Origin of the sequence: Bradyrhizobium nitroreducens (assembly GCF_002776695.1) — a bacterium.
Lineage (GTDB): Bacteria > Pseudomonadota > Alphaproteobacteria > Rhizobiales > Xanthobacteraceae > Bradyrhizobium > Bradyrhizobium nitroreducens.
The window spans coordinates 5,994,013-6,017,057 of sequence record NZ_LFJC01000003.1 but is presented as its reverse complement, the minus strand read 5'-3'; the positions used below and the strand labels follow the sequence as shown (position 1 = coordinate 6,017,057).

The 23,045-nt window shown below is 62.7% G+C and carries 9 protein-coding genes; 4 read left to right on the top strand and 5 right to left on the bottom strand.

The features are described from left to right. Positions 1-20 precede the first annotated feature (20 nt). The 5 genes from TSA1_RS28855 to TSA1_RS28835 all read right to left on the bottom strand — a co-directional run bounded on the left by TSA1_RS28855 (position 21) and on the right by TSA1_RS28835 (position 18,527). Entirely contained in the window at positions 21-1,463 is a 1,443-nt protein-coding gene (locus TSA1_RS28855; RefSeq protein ID WP_161497272.1) for a condensation domain-containing protein, read from the bottom strand. Next, positions 1,438-7,761 (bottom strand): sulfolipid-1 biosynthesis phthioceranic/hydroxyphthioceranic acid synthase, encoded by a 6,324-nt coding sequence (gene pks2, locus TSA1_RS28850; protein ID WP_210421906.1) that lies wholly within the window; start codon positions 7,759-7,761, stop codon positions 1,438-1,440. Before pks2 ends, TSA1_RS28855 begins: the two co-directional genes overlap by 26 nt. A gap of 259 nt (positions 7,762-8,020) precedes the next feature. After that, on the bottom strand, positions 8,021-12,049 hold the full coding sequence (locus TSA1_RS28845; protein WP_100179288.1) for a non-ribosomal peptide synthetase: 4,029 nt from the start codon (positions 12,047-12,049) through the stop codon (positions 8,021-8,023). A gap of 47 nt (positions 12,050-12,096) precedes the next feature. Further along, positions 12,097-13,077, bottom strand: coding sequence for an LLM class flavin-dependent oxidoreductase (locus TSA1_RS28840; RefSeq protein ID WP_100179287.1), 981 nt, complete (start codon positions 13,075-13,077; stop codon positions 12,097-12,099). Positions 13,078-13,265: 188 nt separating this feature from the next. Next, a complete protein-coding gene (locus TSA1_RS28835) occupies positions 13,266-18,527 on the bottom strand; it encodes a non-ribosomal peptide synthetase (protein ID WP_100179286.1) in 5,262 nt (1,753 codons plus the stop codon). A gap of 68 nt (positions 18,528-18,595) precedes the next feature. Here TSA1_RS28835 and TSA1_RS28830 point away from each other — a divergent pair, with 68 nt between their 5' ends. From TSA1_RS28830 to TSA1_RS28815, 4 genes are all read left to right on the top strand, one after another. Further along, a complete protein-coding gene (locus TSA1_RS28830) occupies positions 18,596-19,390 on the top strand; it encodes a protein-L-isoaspartate O-methyltransferase family protein (protein WP_100179285.1) in 795 nt (264 codons plus the stop codon). Positions 19,391-19,510: 120 nt separating this feature from the next. Further along, on the top strand, positions 19,511-20,812 hold the full coding sequence (locus TSA1_RS28825) for an MFS transporter (protein WP_245448597.1): 1,302 nt from the start codon (positions 19,511-19,513) through the stop codon (positions 20,810-20,812). 54 nt (positions 20,813-20,866) lie between these two features. Continuing rightward, positions 20,867-21,763 (top strand): DMT family transporter, encoded by an 897-nt coding sequence (locus TSA1_RS28820; protein ID WP_100179283.1) that lies wholly within the window; start codon positions 20,867-20,869, stop codon positions 21,761-21,763. 468 nt (positions 21,764-22,231) lie between these two features. After that, entirely contained in the window at positions 22,232-22,798 is a 567-nt protein-coding gene (locus tag TSA1_RS28815) for a transglutaminase-like cysteine peptidase (protein ID WP_100181390.1), read from the top strand. Positions 22,799-23,045 lie beyond the last annotated feature (247 nt).

Sequence of the window (23,045 nt, the reverse complement as noted above, 5' to 3'; positions counted from 1 at the left end):
TGGGTGCGCCGTCGCATGCGTCATTGTTCACGACCGGCATCGGAGTACGTCGGCATCAATGCCTCGGCTGCTTGACGGCATGCGCCCGCGAACGCCTTGACATAGCGGTGCATGGATGCGCGGGCTGTCTCATTTGCCGGATAGGCCGCCGTAAGCGAGAGCCCGCGTGGCGTACGGAACAGCCAGATCGCAACCTGTGCGGCGATGCCCTGGTTGATATAGACCCTCCCATTCGCCTGATGCCATTCACGGGCAATGTGCGCACTGAGCGGAGGAACGTTCACATCCATAAAGGACAGCATGACGCCGCCTGTGGCAACGGACCCCACCGTCGGCAATCCGGCTGCGAGTTCGAGCACGAGCTCGATCGGTACCTCGGCCAGGCTCAACCGTTCGTCAAAGTTGCGCTGGGCCGTCAAGGCAAGTTCAGGAAATGCTCGTTGTTGCACGTCGAAGTCGATCGGCACCACGCCCACGCACCAGCCGGTCGTCCTGAAAGCCTTTGGCGATCTTCGCGTCGTCGTGGGAGTGACGACACTGTAGCGCGACCGACCAGCCAACCCCCGTTCGGTCAGGGCCGCGCAGGCCAAAAGGCCGCCGATCGCTCGCGCACCAGCAGCGTGGCACGCGGACTCGAACGCGTCCATGACGGCATCATCAAGGATGTCCAGATGCACATACTCCGCGTGATAGCGATCCTCCAGCACACCGAGCGGGAGCGCGAAAGAGGGCATCCGCCCGCCGTTGCGGTGCAGGAACGCGATCCATCGTTTCACCTCAGGATCCGCCAGCGTCATCGCCGCTGCCCGCTGACGCTGACTGGCGCAGTAATCCAGATAGCTTCCCGGTGGTCCGAGTTGAAGCGGCCCCTCACCATCGAGCACGGCGCGATACGCTGAGCGGATCTCCGCCATCAGGAACGCTATGACGGTAGCGTCGGCATGCAAATGATCGATGCTTGCGAAGCAAGTGAAGCCCCTGTCGTGCTGGAGAATGCCAAATCGGAAGCAATCCCATGCAAACGGATGAGGAGTTGCCATGACATGTCTCTGCCAATCCTCCGCGCGCACCTCGCCGAGTGTCCTGGGCTCCATCTGGATGACCGTGGGGTCCGTGAGTACGTGCCGTACGATCGCTCCGCCGCGTTCTTCAAACCAGCTGTGATACGTGTCGTGCCTGCGCAGATGTGCCGTCACCACGTGGGTCATGGCTCTGAGGTCACACCGACCGGGTTCGTCCCACACAACGACCAGCAGCCGCGCCATCGCCTCGTGCCGCTGCTCGCACGCATGGAAGGCGTGCAGATGCTGCTCCTGTTCGTAGCTGGGTAATACGGGAGACACCGGTGCGTGTTTCGCACTTTCCATCGACGCAGCAGACGGACACCAGAGAGTCAGCATTGCCGGAGGCCCTGACCAATCGTGCAGCGGACGCAAATCAGTCACCGGCATCTGCTCCAGCATCCTGCAGCGCCTGCATGGCGCCATTCAGCGTGTCGGCGAGTGCCCGCACGGTCGTCACGTTCACGGAACGGAGCCGGACGCCTGTATCGGCCTCGAGCGCGATCAGCAGTTGGAGCGTCCCGAGCGAGTCGAGGCCGTAATCGAAGAACGAGCGATCTGGATTCACGGTGCGGCGCAGGATGACAGCGAGATGCTCGATGATCAGACGCCGCAGCAGGGCCGGCCGCTCGTCCGACGGCGCGCGCCTCAACTCCAAACGCAGGCGGCGCGCCGGTTCGCTCTCTGCCTCTGGAGCCTGCGACAACGCCGCTCCAAACGGGCTCCGCGCAGCGAGCGCCGTCAGCCATGGGGCGCCGTCGAGATGGACATAGGCGGCATACCCTCGGTCGTGCCGCAGCAGCGTCTGGAATGCGTAGGCACCGTCGCCCGGCTCGATCATTCGCGCATCGCCGCGGGCCGAGAGCTGCGCACCGGCACCAATATCCGCCCACGCCGCCCAGGCGATGACCGACGAAGGCAGCGCCTGGGCGCGCCGCCACTGTGTGAACGTATCGAGCCAACTGTTGGCGGCTGCGTACGCGGACTGCCCCGGCGAACCAAAGAGCGCGGCAACCGAGGAAAAACAGCAAAACCAGTCTAGTTGTTGCGCCAGCGTTGCCTCATGCAGATGCCAGGCGCCCTCCGCTTTGGAGGCCCAGTTCCGATGCAGCCTCTCCTCCGTGACGGATGGAAGCGTGCCGTCCTCGACGACGGCTGCACCATGCAGGACGCCGCGCAACGGCAGGCCCGTCGCGGTGGCAGCTTCGACCAGACGTCGCGCCGTCGACGGCTCCGCGATATCTGCACTTATCACCCGAACCTCGGTGCCCCGCGCTTTCATTGCGACGAGCACGCTCGTCGCGGCGTCGGCTGGCTTGGAGCGCGCGTTGACGATGACGCGACCGGCCCCGGCGGCGGACATCGCGTCAGCGAGGAAAAGGCCGAGCCCGCCAAGGCCGCCGGTGACGATGTAAGCACCATCGCGCCTGAACGGCGTGAAGCGCTCCGGTGCCGCCGGTACCCGGTAGCGGCCGGTTCTCGGAACGGTGAGCACGAGCTTGCCGGTGTGACCGGCGCCGCCAACAGTGCGAATGGCGCTGGCCGCTTCGACGAGGGGGCAGGTCGCGATGTCCGGCAGGGGCAGCCGCTGCTCCCGGGCAAGATGCATGACTCGCGACAGCAGTGCCTGAACGCGGGCCGGAGCCGTCATGCACATCTGCGCAAGATCAACGGCGAAGAACGAGAGGTTGCGCTTGAACGGAGACAATCCGAGCCACGTACCTCCATAGATGTCCTTCTTGCCGATCTCGACGAACCGCCCGCCGGCCGCAAGGAGCTCCAGGCCAGCGCGCTGCGCCGCGCCCGTGAGCGAGTTGAGGACAACGTCCACGCCGTAGCCCGCTGTGTCCTGCCGGATCTGCTCGGCGAATAATGCGGTTCGCGAGTCGTACACGTGCCGGATGCCGTCTGCGCGCAGCAGCTCTCGTCGCGCCTCCGAGCCCGCTGTTGCAAAGATCTCTGCACCGGCCGCTCGGGCAATGGCCACAGCCGCCCGACCCACGCCGCCCGTCGCCGAGTGAATGAGCACCTTGTCGCCAGGACCGATCCGGGCCAGATCCTCGAGGCCATACATGGCCGTGACAGTTGTCGTGAGAATGGCGGCGGCTTCGGCATCCGTGAGCGTGCGGGGAATCGCGACAAGCAGGCGTGCATCGCAAGTCAGAAAGGTGCCCCAGGCTCCCCCGCAGCAGAGCCCGGCCACGCGGTCGCCGACGCGAAATGCCGAAACGCCAGGTCCGACCGCGGTGACAATGCCGGCGTAGTCCAGGCCAAGTCCCTGCGGGCGACCATCGAATGAAAGATAGCGGCCAAGTGCAACCAGCACATCGGCGAAATTGACACTCGTGGCATGGATAGCGACCTCCACCTCGCCCGCGCCCGGCGCACGCCTCTCGAAGGCCGCCATCTCCAGGCTCTGTAGGTCACCGGGCGTACGGATTTCCTGGCGTAGACCCTCGCGGGCCGCGTCGCGGTCCACCGTTCGGCGATCAGCGCGACCAAGCGGACTTCGCTGCAGTCGTGCGACATACGCGCTCGCTCCGCGGATCGCCGTTTCGTCTTCGCTCGAGCCGCTCAGCAACTGGGACCGAAGCGATGACACGTCCGCCTGCGAGTTCACGTCGATCTGCGTAGGACGGAGTGCGGGAAATTCGGCGCCGATGGCTCGCAGCCACCCACGCACACCGGCGTGCGCGAGCCGAACGGCATCGTCCGGCAGTACGCGTTGGGTCATACATGTGACGACGAAGAGGCGGGGCAACCGCTCGCATTGCCTCAATGCGTTGGTCAGATAGAGCAGGCTGCTTATGTTCGCCCGAGATGCGTCGGGACTCGCCGGCTCATTGCCGCGTGGCAAGACCACCACCACGCCTCCAGGGCGATGCAGACGCAGAGCCTCCTCAATCTGCTCGCGCCATGCGTCCCCCTTCCCCGCCCCGGCGCTGCTGAGGATGCGAGACTTGAACCCTTGCTCGCGCAGGCTTCCATCCAGATCCAGCATCAAGCGATGCCCCGCATCGTCGGCATCGAGCAGCAACCAGGCACCATCGTCCGGCCTGACCGTGGCAGGAGGGATGCCCCATGGCTGCCAGCTTATGTCGAGCAGGCGCGAGTTGCAGGCGACGGCGTCAGCATGCTGTTCAGCCGCGCCGCTCCCCATTACCAATCCATCGACGCTGAGCAGCACGCGACCGGACGCGTCAAGCAATTCAATGTCCGCCTCGACCTGCAGCGCGTCGATGGCGACCAAGCGAGTCATGCAGTGGGCGGCGTCCGCATCCGAGCAGTGGAGCCGGAGGCGCCGCACCGAGAGCGGCAGCAGCAAACGCCCGCTTGTCTCTGAAACGACCCGGGCGAACGCCCCGACGGACTGGAAGCACGCGTCAAGCAGCACGGGATGCACCGTGTAGCCACGCCCGCCCGTTCGGAGCGAACTCGGAAGCCGAAGATCCGCAAGGAGCGAGGCGCCGTCCGCGGACAAGGCCAGGCCGGCAGCCAGTGCCCGAAATGACGGTCCGTACTGGATACCCTGCGAGTCGAACCACCGCCACACCGCGTCGGTGGCAACGGGCGTCGCGTGAGCGGCGCGCAGCGCGGCTAGGTCGTACGTGGCAGGCGGCCCTGCAGAGGCTGTTGCCCCATAAAGCCGGGCGCTTGCATGCACCCGCGCTTCGCTCATCGCCTGGCTCTCCAGCCTGAATTTCAACTCACCCGGTCGGTCCGACACTGCCGTGCAGACGATCGGCACCGATGGCTCCAACCGCAACGCATGGTCGAACGTGATCGTCTGCACTTCGACGAGCGACGTACCAAGGGCGGTGCGCGCCGCAGCGAGCGCCATTTCGCAGAAGCCGGCGCCCGGGAAGAGCGGCGTTCCGTTGACCCGGTGGTCCGCAAGCCAGGGGTGAGCATCGAGGCCAGCCTCGCATGCCCAGATGTGGCGTTCCGGCTCTTCGTGCAGGACGCGGTGGACGTTCAACAGCGGATGCGTTGCCGCCACGTGATACGGACCTGCGGCCGGCGTCGCCGGCGCAAGGAACAGCGGAGTGTGCGTCCAGGCCGGCAACGGCAGGTCAAGCAGCTGGCCCTCCGGATACAGGACATTGAAATCGATCGAGGCCCCCGCGACATGGATCGCGCCCACCAGGTTCAGAAGCCCGTTGGGCATGGACTCGCCGCGCGACATCGACGGAAGCGCGCGGACTGCGAAGTCCGTTGCGGCAGCATTCTCCAACACCGCGCGGGTCACGATCGGGTGCGGCGAAAGCTCGACAAAAACGCGATGGCCATCTTCAAGCGCCGCCTGCACGGCGGGACGGAAGCGAACCGACTGCCGAAGGTTGTCGATCCAGTAGGCGCCATCGCAAACGGGGGATTGGCGCGGATCAAGCAGCACGGTGGAGTACATCGGTATGCGCGGATTGTGCGCAGTCACTCCCGCGAGACGCTCCGACAGCTGCGCGAGGATCGGTTCGACTTGCGACGTGTGTGAGGCCACATCGACCGCGACCTCGCGGGCGAACAGGCCTTCGGCTTGCCACGCAGCCACGAGGCCTTGCACGGCCGCGACGGAGCCCCCGACGACCGTTGAAGCCGGCGCAGCCAGCACGGCGATCTCGACATCGTCGATCCGTCGGCGCGCCAGATCTTCGCGAACCGCCGCCGGTGCCATCCCAACGGCTGCCATCGCGCCGGATCCAGCGAGCGTTTGGCACAGCATGGCGCGATGACAGATCACCCGCACGCCATCTTCGAGCGAGAGTGCGCCGGCCACGACTGCCGCCGACACTTCGCCCATCGAATGGCCGATCAGTGCCGACGGCACCACACCCAGGGCTTTCAACGACGCCGCCATCGCGACCTGAAATGTGAAAATGGCGGGCTGGATACGCGCGATGCCCTCGAGTTGCGCGGGCCGACGCAGGGTATCGGTTACCGAGAAACCGCCGATCGCCCGAATCAGAGGCTCGATGGCGGCAACCATCCCGGCGAAGGCCGGGTCGATATCGAGCAGTTCCGCACCCATCGACTCCCACTGCGAGCCCTGTCCGGAGAATACGAAGACGGGACCGCGGCTATCATGGTCGGCCCAATCCGCATCGATAGACTGATCGGCTGCCAGTCCGCGCAATTGCGCCGTCAGGTCGCAGAGCGTCTTCGCAACGAGCGCGTGCCGGACCGGCCGGTGCCCGCGTCTGCAGGCAAGGGTCCGTGCGACGTCACCGGGACGATGACTGACGGCGTTCGCGTTCAGCCAAGCCACGAGGCGCGCGGCTGTCGCACGAAGCGCCTCTGGCGATGTGGAAGAAATTGGAAACAGCCACGGCTGCTCCTGTGTTCGGGCGGCCTCTGGTGAAAACGACAAGGCAGGTGCCTGAGGAGCCTGTTCGAGCACGACGTGCGCGTTCGTGCCGGACATGCCGTAAGACGAGACGGCTGCGCGGCGGAGTCCGTCGGCGCCAGTCGAGGGCCAGGGCACAGTGTCGGTCGGGACGAAAAGCCGCGTCGCGATCGGCTGGAGATGAGCAGGCAGCCGATGGAAGTGAAGTGATCGCGGTACGGCGCCGTGCGCCAGTGCGAGCGTCGCCTTGATCAGACCAAGGATGCCCGCCGCCGATTCCGCGTGACCAAGATTGCTTTTGAGCGAGCCAAGAGCGCAGGGCGACTGCCGTCCATACTGCGTTGAAAGACTGTGGAACTCCTCAGTGTCGCCCACGGGCGTACCAGTGCCGTGCGCCTCGATCATGCCGACGGATGAGGGGTCAACCTGTGCTTCGGCAAGTGCCCGATCGATGACCGCGATCTGGGCCGCGCGGGAAGGTGCGAGAATGTTGTGCGTGCGTCCGTCCTGGTTGACCGCGCTACCGCGAATGACGGCAAGCACCCGGTCGTTGTCGCGCAAGGCGTCGTTCAGCAGCTTGAGCATCACCACGCCACAGCCTTCGGCGCGCACGAAGCCATCGGCGCGCTCATCAAACGCATGACACCGCCCAGTCGGCGACAGCATACCGAGCCCGGACGCCGAGGCGAACGTTGCGGGCGAGAACATCAGCATGACCCCGCCGGCAAACGCGACGCGGCACTCGCGCGCGAGCAGGCTCCGCCGAGCCGCATGCACGGCGACGAGACTGGACGAGCAGGCCGTGTCCATGGTGATAGCGGGCCCCGTAAGCCCCATCGCATGGGCGACCCGCCCTGACGCCATGCTGAAAGGCGTTCCCGTGAAAGCGTAGGCCTGGCCCATCGCACCTGCGTCGCGCGTAACCTGCATGTAGTCCTGGTGCGAAAGGCCGAAGAATACGCCGGCTTCCGTTCCAAACAGGCAGCGCGGATCGCGGCCGGAATGTTCGGCGGCCTCCCAGGTGACCTCGAGCAACAGCCGGTGCTGGGGGTCCATGGCTAGGGCCTCGGGTTCGCCAATGCCGAAAAAGCGATGATCAAAGCCCGATGGGGCGTCCAGGAACGCGCCCCAGCGCGAAACCGAGCGGCCCGCCACGCCTGCCACGGCATCGTAGTAATCGTCGGCATTCCAGCGCTGCTGCGGAATCTCGGTAACGAGGTCGGTCCCTGCCAGCAGCGCGGCCCAAAAGGCATCCGGCGAATCGATATGGCCCGGAAGCCTGCAGCCAATGCCGACAACAGCAATCGCAGTCACAATCAAGGCCTTATTCTGGGGAGAAGACTTTTCGGTCCAAATCAATACATGCGTAATAGGTTATTGATCGGTCGATCAATCGTCCAGCCCGCAGACTGCTGGGCCCGGAAGCCTACCAAATTGTATCCCAACGAGTTTGACTTCATTCCGCTCCTCGACGACCTGTCAGCGCCTTGCTTCGGATCGGCGCCGAGAACGCTGCCGTAATCAAGAGCCGCCCAAGGCACAATGCCAACCGTCTTGGTGCGCCTCCCGCAAACGGTGCGAATGAAACAGCCTGAGCTGGCAGCCAAAGCTGGCATCTCTATCCCGCCGGCAGCAAGATAGCTTCCGAGAGCACCTTACCCAGCGACGCTACGTAAGGGCTCTGCAGCATCGAATGATGCGTACCCTGAACAACGGTCTTGTGGATCCGGGGCGCCTGAACAACTCGATCCCAACCATAGAACCGGTCATCCAGGGGATTTTCCGCCGCCGTGAAAAGCTGGAGAGCGATCGGAATAGCCGCCCCAACGTATCTGCTGCCCGCGCGCTCGCGTGTCCGCGACTGCGCAATCATGAGGCGAACGTCCTCTTCTGTAGATGACCAGGGCAACAAAGCCTTCTCACGACATTCTAGAACCATCGAGCGAAAGTCGGACTGATGCATTCGACCGCCCGTCCGGCTGCCAATGTAGTTCCGCAGGAATACGACGTCTGACGTCTTCGACGGGGAGCTCGGCTGCCCGTACAGCGCGTCGATCAATCCCAGGAACTGTACGGTCTCGTTTTCATCGACGAGCTGTCTTGTGATCTCGTAGGCCAGTATTCCGCCGAACGACCAGCCTGCCAGGCGGTACGGCCCGCACGGGCGAATGGACCGTATTGTCCGGACCAAGCTCCTACCGATCGCCTCGATCGTGCGTGCCGATGCGGCTCCCACTTCGCTCATCGTCAAACCATACACGGGGAAGCCGCCGCGAAGGTGTCGGGTAAGGATCGGACCATAGACCATCTGATTAAAGAGATCCGGCGCGAGGAATAGCGGAGCGCCGCTTCCCTCAGCACGAAGAGTAATTGCAGCGCCGTCGCTCGCGCGGTTATCAGTGCCAGCCTCCTCGCGTACGAGCAGCGCTATTGTCGGGCTTGCGAACAGCTTGGCCAGCGAGATGTCGGTGCCCCGACGACTCAATTCGTTGACCAGGCGCACGGCTAAGAGCGAGTGGCCGCCAAGCTCGAAAAAATTGTCGTCACGTCCGACGCGATCGATCTCCAGAAACTCGCTCCAAGTCTGCGCCAACATCTTCTCCAGCCTGCCACGCGGGGGCTCATAGGCGCGGGATCTACGCGAATGGCCTGAAGGCGCGGGCAAGCTGCCCCGGTCCAGTTTCCCGTTGAGGGTCAACGGCAGCGCGTCGAGCACAACAAAGGTCGACGGCACCATGTAGTCCGGCAGGTGCTTCTGGAGATGAGTTCGCAAGTCGTCCGACAACGTGCCCGTCGCTGTCGAACGGCTCTCGCGCCCTCCCCGCCGCTTTACGGATGTCCCGCGGTGCTCCACCACATAGGCCACCAGGCGAGGATCGTCGGCACGATCTTCGCGCGCGACGACCACCGCCTGCCGCACCGACGCATGGCCCATCAATGCTGCCTCGATTTCACCAAGTTCAATTCGGTAGCCGCGCAGCTTCACCTGAAAATCGTTTCGCCCGAGATATTCGATACTTCCCGCTGACAGTAACCGTCCCAAATCGCCTGTCCGATACATCCGCGCGTCCGGGTCGGTAGCGAACGGCTCGGTGACAAACCGCTCCACGGTCAGCTCGGGTCGATTAAGATAGCCGCGCGCCACCCCCGTGCCGGCGATATAAATTTCGCCGACGACTCCGATCGGGACGGGAGCACGGTGCTCGTCGAGGACATAGATCCTCGTGTTCGAGATTGGTCGGCCGATCGGGACGACGGTCGACGGATGCACCGGCTCCTTGATCGCGTGAGCCGACGACCAGATTGTTGTCTCGGTAGGCCCATAAACATTCCAGCATGCCGAGGTTCGCCGGAGCAATTGGTCGGCAAGATCGGCCGTCATGGCCTCGCCGCCACACAGCGCGCGGAGACGTGGCTCTCCCACCCAACCGCTCTCGATCAGAGCCCGCCAGCTCGCCGGAGTTGCCTGCAAGACCGTGATCTGCTCCCGCAGCAGCAGATCCATCATCCGTCTCGGATCGCTGCTCGTCTTACGGTCGGCGATGACAACTCTGGCGCCGACAAGCAAAGGCATGAGCAGCTCGAGGCCCGCGATATCGAACGCTACAGTGGTCACCGACAGCAAGCGATCAGCCGGATTCATACCGACGAGCTCGCTCATGGATGTCAGGAGATTCACCAGCGACCGATGCTCGACCATGACGCCTTTGGGCCGCCCGGTCGAGCCCGACGTGTAGATGACGTAGGCGAGACTTTCGGGTCGCAATCCAACCGCAGCGGGCCGAATATTGCTCTCGTGACCATTCGTCCAAAGCGCCTCATTGTCGAGATCTATCACCGGCAGGCCTCCCGTGTGGCCCTCCAGGATTCCCATCGTCTCCGCATCCGACAGTATTGCGCGTGGCGCACAGTCCGCCAGCATGTCCGCCAGCCGCTTGATCGGAAGGGTGGAATCCATTGGGACGTAAGCCCCACCTGCCTTGAGGACCGCGAGCAGAGCCACGAGCATCTCGGCACCGCGCAGGGCGCAAATCGCGACGCGATCATCCGGCTTGACGCCAAGTCCGCGCAGGTGGTGAGCAAGGCGGTTCGACCGCACGTTCAGCTCACGATACGTCAGCTCGTGAGCTCCGCCAACGACCGCCACCGCATGCGGCGTGCGCCCCACCTGCTCCACGAACAACTCGCCAACACACTTCTCAGCAGGATAATCGACCGTCGTTGCGTTCCATTCGGTGATCAGGTGACCGTGCTCGAGCGCATCCAGAAGCTTAAGCTCCGAGACGCGCTTGTCCGGATCGGCAGCGATTGCGCTCAACAAATTCTCGAAGTGGCCCACGATACGTGCGATCGTATCGTCATCGAACAAGTCCGACGCATACTCGAACCATCCGCGTATCCCGGAGGAGGCTTCGTACAAGGTCAATGACAGGTCGAACCTTGTCGTGACGTGCTCGGTGGCGACCTGACTTACTCGCAGTCCCGGAAGATCGAGCTGGGCCGGGGGGCCGTTCAGCAGGATCAAGGCGACTTGGAACAGCGGCTGGCGGGACAAATCACGATGAGGTTGCAGCGCCTCCACCACCCTTTCGAGCGGCACATCCTGGTTCTCATAGGCGGAAAGTGTCGTTTCCTTCACGCGCTGCAGCAAATCGCGGAAGCTGGGATCGTCAGACACATCCGTGCGCATGACGAGCATGTTCACGAAGCAACCGACCATAGCCTCCAGCTCCGGCAGCCCGCGACCAGCGAAGGGAGAGCCAATGAGAATGTCCCGTTGCCCGCTATAGCGCGCCAGCAGCACCGAAAATGCCGCCAAGAACACCATATAAGGTGTCGCCTTCTCTTGACGCGCGAGAACGCGCAGGTCCGATGAAAGCTGTGGCGTCAGGCTGAAGCCGCGGCTTGCACCTCGAAAACTCTGGATCTGTGGCCGCGCGCGATCGGTCGGCAGCGCCAGCGCCTGGGGCGCGTCTGCGAGCTGCCGCTTCCAGTAATCCAGCTGCCGCGTCTGCATTTCGCCCCGAAGCCATTGGCGTTGCCAAAGCGCGTAATCCGCGTATTGAACCTGCAAGCTCTCCAGGGGCGACACCTGTCCCGCTACTCGGGCTGCATACAGGGCTGTAACCTCGGCCAACATCACGCCGATCGACCAGGCATCCGATATGATGTGATGCATGTTGACGAGCACGATGTGCTGGCTCTGTGTCAATCGAAGTAGCGTGACGCGAAATAGCGGCCCGGCCGACAGGTCAAACAAGCGCTGTCCATCCTCCGACATCAAACGCCCGGTCTCCGCCCGCCGCTCGTCGTCTCCAAGCGTCGAAAGATCGACCGTATCGAGGCGGAAGGCTCCCGCCTCGTCGACCACCTGAAAGCCGCGGCCGTCCACTGTCTCGAACCTGGTGCGGAGGCTTTCGTGACGTCGCACGACTTCTCCGAAACTCTGCTCGAGAGCGAGAGCATCCAACGCTCCTTCGAGTTGCAGCATCCAGGGCATGTTGTAAGCCGCGCCCACGAGCCCAAGCTGCTCAAGGAACCATAGCCCTTCCTGCGCGTGGGACAGCGGCACCCGACTGCCAGCCGAGCGCACTGTCAGTGGCGGCGGATCCGGCAGTTCGAGGGGTGGAGAACGAATATCCGACATCACTCGCAGCTCACGTTGATTGTCCGAACGAAGACGTGCTTCCCGGCTCAGAACAAGCCGCTCGCCTCCAGCGCGTTGCCCACATGCCGCATCTCGGCTTCGTCGGCGATCATGTCGAGCATGATCGTCGTAAGGCCCTGGGCCGCGAACGTTCTGAGTTTTTCACCGATCTCCGCATAGCTGCCGACCAGATAGGGACAATCCGCCTGGAAGGTGAGAAACGGCAGTAGCCAATACCCGTTGTGTTGCATCTCGGCCGTCTGTCCCTCAAAGAGCCGCCGCTTCCACACCGAATCCGTATTCTCCATCGTAAGCGTGAGCAGTTCGCGACCCTCTGCACTGTCGCAGAAGCGCTCACGCGCGGCCCGGCGCGCGGCCTCACGGCCCTGCCGTGCAAAGATCCCGAAGTTCAAGCCGGGCGCCTTGATGCCGCGGTCGTGATCCGGCGGTAGCATTTGCATCTTGATACAACCGGATTCAGAGGCAATGCGCTGGGCAGCGTCGGATTGGCCGGCAATCAGGAATTCGGGCAGCAGGTTGGCCGGAGGCCGGTAGTGAAGATGCAGGCCGGACGCCGTGTAGAAGTTTCCGCGAAAATCGACCGGGCGGGAGCTTTCAAGCAGCAGGCGGACGACTTTGATAAACTCGCCCAGCCTGACATACCGGTCGGCGTGCGCACATTGGTCGCCCAACGCCTGCAAGTCGCTCACGGCGGTACCGGTGATCATATTCAGATACAGCTTACGCCCATAGAGCTGCGCAAAGGACGACACCAGCTTGGCCGCGGTGAAAGGATGCATGTAGACGGGGTTGACCGCGATCAACGGCGAACTGCGCTTGGTTTGGGCCACGATGTGCTGCGCCATCGCCCAAGGCTGGACGAGCACGTCATTGCCTTCGAAGAGCAGGATTCCCGCGAGACCATGGAGATCCGCAAAACGCGCGACGTGCATCAGTTCGTCGACATATTTGCCGGGATCCCGATTGCGCGAAATGGCGGGAAAGACACGAAGACTTGCATTGTTCATCTAGGCGCTCCTGGACGGCGGCCAGCGGCGACGGCGATGGGCGTCGAACGCGAACCGCGCCGCACGATCCGGCTCCGCCGGCGACAGGATCGCGCGTAGACGCTCAGAGCCCGTCGGGAGTCGAGGACATCGAGCAGTCCGCTATCGAGGCCGATCCGTTCGTGTGCCATTCCCCCGCCCCAAAACGCCTAATCCTGGGCATCCGGCATCTGCTCGATCGCATTCTTCCTGCCGGCTTTCGCCTTTGACTTGCCGGAGTGCGGGACTGGTGAGCCAATGCCTGCTCCCGCATTGCGAATGGCATCCTGAAGCTCGCGCTTGCGGCGTGCGAGCAGGTCCCTCACATCGTCTTCCTGCTCGGCCGTCATTTCGGCCCGTGCAAACGATAGTGCCGCCGGACTACTTTGCTCGTCTTTTGAAAGCAACGCAGCCTCAGTGGGCACCTTTACACCGCGGGCCTCGTCGACCCATTTGGCGAGCGCCTCGATCGTTGGCAGATCGAAGATCGTCCGGATCGGCAGCGTCACCCCGAAGGCCTGCTTGATGCGGGCCATCGCACGGCCCGCCAGCAGGGAGTGACCGCCGAGGTCGAAGAAATCGTCGGAGACCTTGATATCGCTCACATTCAGCAGGTCACTCCAGATGTCGCGGATGGCCTTCTCGGTAGAGCGGGACGGCTCGACCGCCGGAGGCACGACAATCGGCTCCGATCGGGGGGACGCGGCGATTGCTGCGCGATCGACCTTGCCGTGCCCATTGAGGGGCATCCGCTCCAAAAACAGGAAGGCCGACGGCACCGCCTGGCTTGGCAGCCTGGCTTTGAGAAATTCGCGTAGATCGGTCGCGCTCGGCTGATGCGCGCCCGTGGCAACGACATGGGCAAACAGCTTGATGTCGCCACTTGCCTCACGGCGCGGCTCAATCACCGCGGCGCCGATCCGTGGATGATCCAGAAGGACATGCTCGATTTCCTTGAGCTCGACGCGATAGCCGCGGACCTTTACCTGATGATCAGCCCGACCGAGACACTCAATGGTTCCATCCACGCGCCAGCGCGCGAGGTCACCCGTACGATAGAGCCGCGCGTGTGCACGATCAGTGAAAGGATCGCGCTGAAAACGCGCGCTGGTCTGCTCGTTGTCTCCAACGTAGCCTCGGCCCACGCCGTCGCCGCCGACATACAGCTCGCCGGTCACGCCAATCGGCAATGGTTGCAGCCTGGCGTCAAGAACATAGAGTTGGACATTCGGCAGGGGGCGACCGACGGACACGACGGACCCTGTTGGGGCCGCATCCAAACGATGCAGCGAAACATCGTCGGAACATTCCGATGCGCCGTAGGCATTGATCACCGGCACGCCCGGAAAATGTTGGAACCAGCTCCGGCAGACATCGGTTGGCAGCGGCTCGCCCGTCGAGATCAACAACCGAAGGCCCGCAAAGGCACGATAGATTGCGGTCTCATTCACCCGCTCAAGGATCAACCTGAGGAGCGACGGAACGATCTGCAGGACCGTGACGCCTTCGCGATGCATGTCTTGTGCGAGTAACAGGGGATCCTGAACAATTGAATCTGCGCAGATGTGGACACGCGCGCCGGCGGTCAGGCCGGCCAGGAACTGCCAGACCGAGATGACGAAGCTTTGCGGCGCCGTCTGAGCGATCACGTCCTTATTCGAGAGGGCGAGCTCGGACACCAGCGAAGCCAGATGATTCGACAAACCCCGCTGCTCGATCATCACGCCCTTCGGCGCGCCCGTCGAGCCAGATGTGTAGATGAGGTACGCAAGGCCCGATGGCGCACGTGCTTTCATCGGCTTGCCCTGGCCGCGCCCCTTGATGTCCTCGAGCGTCGCACAGGGTAGATCAGCAGCCGAAGAGAGCGATAACATCTCATCGAGCCGAGCGGCGCAGCTGCGCGAGCTCAAGAGCAGCCGGGGTCGCGCGGACTGGATGATTGCGGCAAGCCGCGCAGCAGGCTGCGCCGGGTCCAGACAGAGAAATGCCGCGCCGGCACGCTGGACCGCGATCATTGCCGCAAGCAGGTCGACGCTCCGCTCGGCGAGGAGCGCGACGATCATGTCCTCCCCGACGCCCTCCCGGGCCAGCCGCTGCGCGATGGCAAGGCTTCGGCTGGCGAGCTCGTGATAGCTCGATTTGCCGTAGCTGTCGCTGGCGGCCGTCATCCTGGGATCACGCGCCACCCGACGATCAAAGCGCTCGATGAAATTGCCACGTCGGGCAAGGCTTGCGCCCTTCCAGTCCTGGAGCAGGCGTTGCCGTTCCACCGAACCGAGCAAAGGCAGGCGGGATATTTTCATGTCGGGATCGGTCACGATGCCCTGAAGCAGCGATTGGAAATGACCCGCCATCCGCACAATCGTGTCCGCGTCGAACAGATCGGTGGCGTACTCGAAGAATCCCGAGAACTGCCCGTCGGTCTCAAGGAGCTCGAGGGTGATATCGAACCGGGCAACCGCCGGGTCGATCTCGATCCGTTGCGTCGACAAGCCAGGGAAACGGCCGGCCTCGACCGCGGCGTTTTGCAGGATGAACATGATCTGAAATGGTGGGCTGCCGTCCCGGCGCGATGCCTGGAGCGCACGCAAGACCGTTTCGATGGGGACATCCTGATTGCGATAGGCATCGAGCGTAACCCGGCGTACGCGTTGCAGCAGTTCGCGAAAGCTCGGGTCGCCGGACAGGTCTGTCCGCATAATCACGCTGTTGGCAAATATGCCAATGAGCGGCTCGGCTTCGATCTGGTTGCGATTGGCGATCAAGGAACCCGTAGCCACGTCCTCATGACCTGTGTACCGACACAGAAAACACTGGAACGCGGCCAGCAGCGTCATGAAGGGGGTAACACTGTTGTGCTGGCCAAGCTCCTTGATCCGGACGGACAGCGCCCGCGGAATCTTGACGTAGTGTCTGGCGCCGCGCCCCGTCCAGCTCTCGCCGCGGGGGCGATCAGTGCGAAGCGGCAGCGTGGTCACACCATCCAGCTGCTTGCGCCAATAGTCGAGCTGTTGGCCGGCCGCCTGCGTCCGCGCCCACGCCTGTTGCCAACCGACATAGTCCTGATACTGGTATCTGAGATGGGGAACCGATGTCCGCTTTCCGTCTCGCCCGGCCGAGTAGTGAGCCGCGAGCTCCTGCCATAACAGCCGCTGTGACCAGCCGTCGGTCGCGATGTGATGCAGCGTGACGATAAGAGCGTGATCCGTCGCGTCAAATCGTAAGAGCGTTGCCTTGAACGGCGGCTCCCGTTCGAGATCGAAACAATATTGGGCAACCTTCATTGCCTCGCGCCGGATTGCGCCCGACCGCTTTCCGCCCGCATAGCCGGCCAACCTGATCTGCTCGAGCTCCGGCGAGACGCGGCCGACTTTCTGCAGCGGCTCACCATCAGCCTCGGAGAACGTAGATCTTAGGACCTGGTGACGCCGGGCAACGGCCTTGATAGCCGCTTCCAGAGCCTTCACGTCGAGCCGGCCAGACAATCGCGCCACCTCAACGACATTGTAATTGTACTTGGTCGGATCGAGCTTACTGAGGATGTGCATCCTCTGCTGCTGGAACGAGAGCGGGCCGGCCCCCCCATCGGATGCAGCCCTCCATTTGGGCGCGGCTTCCTCATGGCGGACCGATGCCGCCCGCAATCGGGCCGCTAGCGCCGCGATCGTTCCGGCGTCAAAGACATCGCCGAACGTAAGGTCGACCCCGAACTGCTCGCGTAGGCGCGACAATACCTGCGTCACCGCCAGGGAATCGGCGCCAAGCGCAAAGAAATCCTGATCGATCCCGATGCGGTCCACTTCGAGGACCGTGGACCAGATCGCGGCGAGTTGGGCCTCCAACGTCGAGCGAGCCGCGACGGTTGGCGCTCCGGGACTCGAGGCGATCAAGCCGGGGAGCGCGCTTCGCGTGATCTTTCCGCTGGCCCCCTTGGGAATTTCGTCGACGATGTGGATCAAGCTCGGTACCTTGTAGGCGGCGAGCCGGCTTGCCGCCAATTGCCGCATCTGTTGCGGCGTGACGTCAGCACCCCGCCTCAGCACCACGACCGCCGCAACGTTTTCACCGAGCCTGTCGTGAGGGATACCGAAAGCTCCGGCCTCTAGGACGTCGGGGTGCGTCAGCAGGGTTTCCTCGACCTCGAGCGGCGAAACCTTCTGGCCTCCCCGGTTGATGACGTCTTTGATGCGTCCGACGATAAAGAGATAGCCGTCCTCATCGAGATAACCGAGATCGCCGGTGCGCAACCAGCCGTCCCTGAACGCTGCTTTCGTCGCCTCCTGGTCATTGTCGTAACCACGCGTGATGGTCGGACCGCGCAGCATGATCTCGCCATGCTGGCCGCTCGCCTGTAAGCAGCCGTCACCATCCATGATCGCGATGTCCGGGCCGGAAGCCACGCCGACCGAGCCGGACTTGCGCAGATGCTGGGGATTGGCGGCAATCTGCGAGGCGGCTTCCGTCATTCCATAAGTCTCGACAACCGGAACCGCAAACAATGCTTCAAGCCGGTCAAGCGTTGCCGGAGCGAGGGAGGATGAAGCAGAGCGGATGATGCGCAAGGAGCTCCGCCCCGCCGCGCGACCATCCACAGGCGCAGCCGCTATCACTGCGCGATGGATGGTCGGTACGGCCGTATACCAAGTTGGCTGCAAATCCCTCAGCCAGTTGAAGAAGGACGCTCCGTCGAAGCCTTTCGTGCATATCACGCACGACCCAGCGGCAAGTGCGGTCAAGAGTCCAGAGATCAGGCCATGCGCATGAAAGAGCGGGAGCACGTTCAGCAGCCGGTCGGCCTTTGTTAAGGACAGAACGGCTCCAGCATTCCTGGCGGAAAGGCAGGCACTTGCCTGGGTAATCGGCACCATCTTTGGACGAGCGGCGGTGCCGGAGGTGAGAAGGACGAATGCATCGTCATCCGGACCGACTTCTCCGGCTGCTACTCGTGATCCACGAGTGCTGCTGGAAAGCTCGAAGTCGACTGCTCTCGATCGCGAAGCCACGTCGAGAACCGGAATTCCTAATGCCTGGGCAACATTTCTACTCGCGGGCTTCGCCTCACCGCTTGTGACGAGCGCTGCCAGCTTCAAATCGGCAAAATATCGCTGCAGCTCATCCGGCGTAAAATCAGGATTGATCGGCACGCAAACCGCTGCGGCGGCTATCACAACCAGCGCGATAGCGTTTTCAGCACCACGCGGAAGCACAACTGCAACGCGATGGTGACTAGCAATGCCAGACTGCCGCAGCCGCTGTCGGACACGCTCCGCGCAAACCCAAAGCTCCGCATAACTGACGGAAACACCTAACGAATCCATGATGGCGTTTTGCGTGGGCGCGGTTCGCGCATAGAACTCGAGCAGGCCAGCAATGCTGGAGAACGTGTCGCGATCCGACGGCGATCGCTGCGATGATGCGACTCGAGCGGCCAAGGTCGTGCCTTTTCTTCGGGCCTGAGCTATCGTGCACGACGATATCGTCGGTGATCGGAAGAAGCAAGATGAGCGACATCGCGGCTGCGCGAAAACGTTACGTCGAGCAAATCAAGAAGCGTGGACGAGTTTCATCATCGCGATTGCTTGATGCGTTCACATCTGTTTCGCGCGAACACTTTGCCGGCCCAGGGCCTTGGCGGGTGCGAGCCTCCGAAGGTCGCGAATATGAAACCACGCCAGACGCCGATCCGGTCCATCTCTACGATGACGTACTGGTTGCGATCGACGAAAAGCGACGGCTGCACACCGGCCTTCCCAGCCTCTGGGCCAATCTGTTCGAAATTCTCGATATCAAGGCCGGCGAGCGGGTTGTCCAGATCGGGTGCGGCCTCGGCTATTTCTCGGCGATCCTGTCCGAACTTGTCGGCCCGCATGGCAAGGTCCTCGCGATCGACTGCGAAAAGGAGTTTGTCGCCCAAGCAAAAGCGAACCTGCGCGGCTACAGGAATGTCCGCGCGCTATGCACTGATGCGTGCCGCAATATCGGAGAACCGGCGGACGTCATCGTAGTCCACGCCGGCTTCACGCACCCCCACCCGCTCTGGCTGCAGTCGCTTCGCCCTGACGGACGGCTCCTGGTGCCACTGACCAAACATAACCGCGAAGGAACGGTGGTGAAGGTCACGCGAAAAGTCGATGGATTTCACGCGGAGGCGGTTAGGCGCGTCGAGATATTCCCCTGCAAGGGGCGCGGCGAGACCGAGCTAGACGAGCAGGTCGCCGATTGGTGGGAGCAGGCCTCCGTTCTCGCGCCGGTTCGCTTTCAGGCAATCGAACATGGCCTTCCTTCGGACAGTTGAAAGCCCACTCCACCGGTTTGCCGATCCGATCGAGATTTCGCTTGCCTGTACGCTCGGCTTGGATTTCAATTCTGTCAGGGATTGTGGCGCGGTCTGAGCAGGGGATCAACCTTGACGATCATCACCGACGACGTCGCGGACCAATGGTCCGTGCGAACTCCTTCGATCGCAAAGGTAGCGTGGGCGAGTGTGCTGGGTACCGCGATCGAGTGGTACGACTTCCTTATTTATGGAACGGCCGCGGCGCTTGTATTCAACAAGCTGTTCTTCCCGGCATTCGACCCTTTGATCGGCACCGTGGCCGCCTTTGGCACCTATGCCGTCGGGTTCGTCGCCCGCCCGATCGGCGGCGCGATCATCGGTCATTTTGGCGACCGCATCGGACGCAAGTCGATGCTGGTCGCAACACTGCTGATGATGGGAATCGGCACGTTCTTGATCGGCTGCCTTCCCACCTATGAGGAGGTAGGCATCTGGGCGCCTATCATGCTGGTGGCGCTTCGCTTTGTTCAGGGCATCGGGATCGGCGGCGAATGGAGCGGCGCGGTGACGATGATGATCGAGCACGCGGGCAAACGGCGCGGATTTTGGGGCAGCCTGGTGCAGGTGGGCTTTCCAATGGGGGTGGCCGCCTCGACAGGCATCTTTGCGCTCGTTACGCAGCTACCCGAAGCGAGCTTTCTGAGCTGGGGTTGGCGCGTGCCCTTCCTTCTCAGTATCGTCCTGGTCTTGGTGGGGCTGTTCGCAAGATATAGCCTGACGGAAACGCCGGAGTTCAGACAGGTTCTCGAGCGAAAGGACGTCGTAAGCCAACCGATCTTCGAAATCTTCCGACGCGACTGGCGCAACCTTTTGCTCGCCATCGGCATCACCGTATCCGAGGTCGGCTTGGCTTATCTCCTGACCGTGTTCGTGATCACCTATTCGACGACGAAGCTTGGAATGCCGCGGCAGACCGTCCTCAATTCTGTCGTCTATGCGGCCCTGGTTGAGTTCGTGACGCTGCCGCTGGCGGGGTGGCTATCCGACATCTATGGCAGGAAGACGCTTTATCTCGCCGGCGCCATCGCCTCCATCGTTATGGCTTTTCCCCTGTTTTGGCTGCTCGACACAAAGGATGCCACCATCGTGACGCTCGCGCTGATCGTCACGATGACCTTGACCCACGCGCTGCTGTTCGGACCGAAGGCCGCGTACATGCCCGAATTGTTTGGCACGAGGCTGCGCTACAGCGGTGCCTCGCTCGGTGCCAACATCGCCGCCGCGCTTAGCGGAGGGCTTTCACCGCTGATCGCAACTGCACTGCTGGTCTGGACCGGCGGGGCCTGGGCAATCTCCATCTTCATCATCGCGCTTTCCATGCTCACGCTGGTGTCCGTCCTTGCCGCACCGGAGACTGCCCGGCTTCCGCTCAAGTACTGAGACCAGCGCCAAAAGTTCAGTTTGGACTCCGCTACTCGCTCCTCTGGTGATCCGATGCACGAGCCGATATCCAAGGCGAAAGCGCGCATCGCACCCGCGGGGCTCGCATTCCTTGCCATCACATCGATTGGCTGGGGCAGCAACTGGCCCGCGACCAAATACCTGCTTGGGCAGCTTCCACCGCTGACCTATCGAGGCGTCATGGGGCTCGTCGGTGCGGCGCTGCTCGCAATTCTGGCCGGGCTTCGGGGCCAAAGCCTTCGCGTGCCGGAAGGCATGTGGGGCCGCATCATTCTGTCGGCGACCTTCAACGTCACCTGCTGGATGGTCCTGATCGGGTTTGCTCTACTCTGGTTACCCGCGAGCGAGGTCGCGCTGATCGGCTACACCATGCCGGTGTGGGCCGCGATCATTGCCTGGCCGGTGCTCGGCGAGAAGCCGACCGTGTTGCGCACGACAGCGTTGTTCATGGCGCTCGCAGGGCTTGCGACCATCATGGGCGGCAATGGCATCTCCGCGAGCTGGGAAAAGCTTCCGGGCATTGTGTTGGCTCTGGGCGGCGCGATCGGATTCGCATTCGGCACCGTCTTCGCCAAGAAACTGCCGATCCAGATGCCGCCGCTCTCGTCGGCTGCCTGGCAGATCCTGATCGGCTGTCTTCCAATTACTTTGATCGGACTTGCGATTGAAACCACTGACGTTTTCGCCATTACGCAGCTCGGCTGGATCCTGATCGTCTATGTGACGATCATGCAATATTGTGTCGCCTATGTGAGCTGGTTCGCGGCGCTGGCCCGGCTTCCGGCTTCGATCGCCTCGATCGGCACGATCGGCGTTCCCGTCGTCGGCGTGGTGGCATCCGCAGCGACCCTGCACGAACCGCTCGGTGCCGGCCAAATCGCCGCCCTTCTGTTCACGCTCGCAAGCGTCGTGCTGGCGACCAGGTCTTAAGCCGACGTGAGAATGCGTCCGTGCGATGGAATCCCACAGAGGTTTTGCCAATGCCCTTTGGCTGTGCCTCCCTCGAATGGGGAGGCCAGCAGGAGATCGCCGTATTCCAGACCATCCGGATCACGTCGAATCTATCTCGACTCCTTTGCTAGCCCATGTCTCCGGAGTATAGACCTCCTCGGACTCGCCGGTCAGCGCTTGCCCGGGGAGCTTGCCGCAATCGACCTGGATATCGACCCCTAGCGTCATGCGGCACGCGGCCGTCTAGGGCGATGGTGCAGGAACGGGCGATAGATCTCGCAGAAATTGAAGGCCATGCATTACGCCATGATCGCCTGCAGCCCCGTCGGGATGAGCGCAACGCCCCTGCTCCGCGAATGAGCACAAATTGCCTCACAATTGTCATGGCGCTTCCACTGCATCGCAATATACTTCGTTTAGCAATCAGAAATGTCAGGCGAACCTTTGATGATCAGACATGCGACCCGCATGCTGGCCATAATGTATTGTGTTTGCGGCCAGCCCGCCTATTCAAACTACGAAGCCCAAGCGGTGACGCCACCGTTGTCATTTTCACAATTCTGCATTCAATATCCCGAGGACTGCCAGCGCCACGACGATCGCAGGATCCGAGACTTCCGCTCCTCAATTCAGCGTTGGCGAGAGCTCGCCCAGATCAATTCAACGGTGAATTTCGGCATAGCGCCAAAGGATCCGCCGGCAAGCCGACGCGACGCGGAATGGCAGATATTTCCTGACGAGGGCAATTGCGGGGATTACGCCGTCACCAAGCGGCATTTGCTGCTGCGATCCGGCTGGCCCAGCTCGGCTCTCCTCCTCGCAGAGGTCGTCATCCGAGCAACCGGGGAGCACCACCTGGTGCTGCTCGTGCGCGAGGGAAAGGCGGTCCTTGTACTCGATAATCTGAGCCCAGTCGTCACGCCGCTCGTGGATGCGTTGGGCCGATATGTCCTCGTGCGGGCGGAATCGGGAACAGAACCCCAGCGTTGGACGCGCGAAGTTGCTGCTTTCTAGCTGCCAACCGGCCAGCGGCTGAAGATGCCCCTCGTGATATCGCCTTATTCGCAAGCGGCCCCACGGTAACCATGGCATGAATTCCAAAGTATCTGGCAGGCAGCGGGAAGGCCGTTAATCTAAGCTCGATATTCGGGTGATTCACCCTCCCTAACCAAGTCAATTTCATGTAAGCACAAGTCTCAAATTTGGGATTGATATGACAAAGAAACGAGCTCTGATTACTGGCGTTACCGGCCAGGATGGT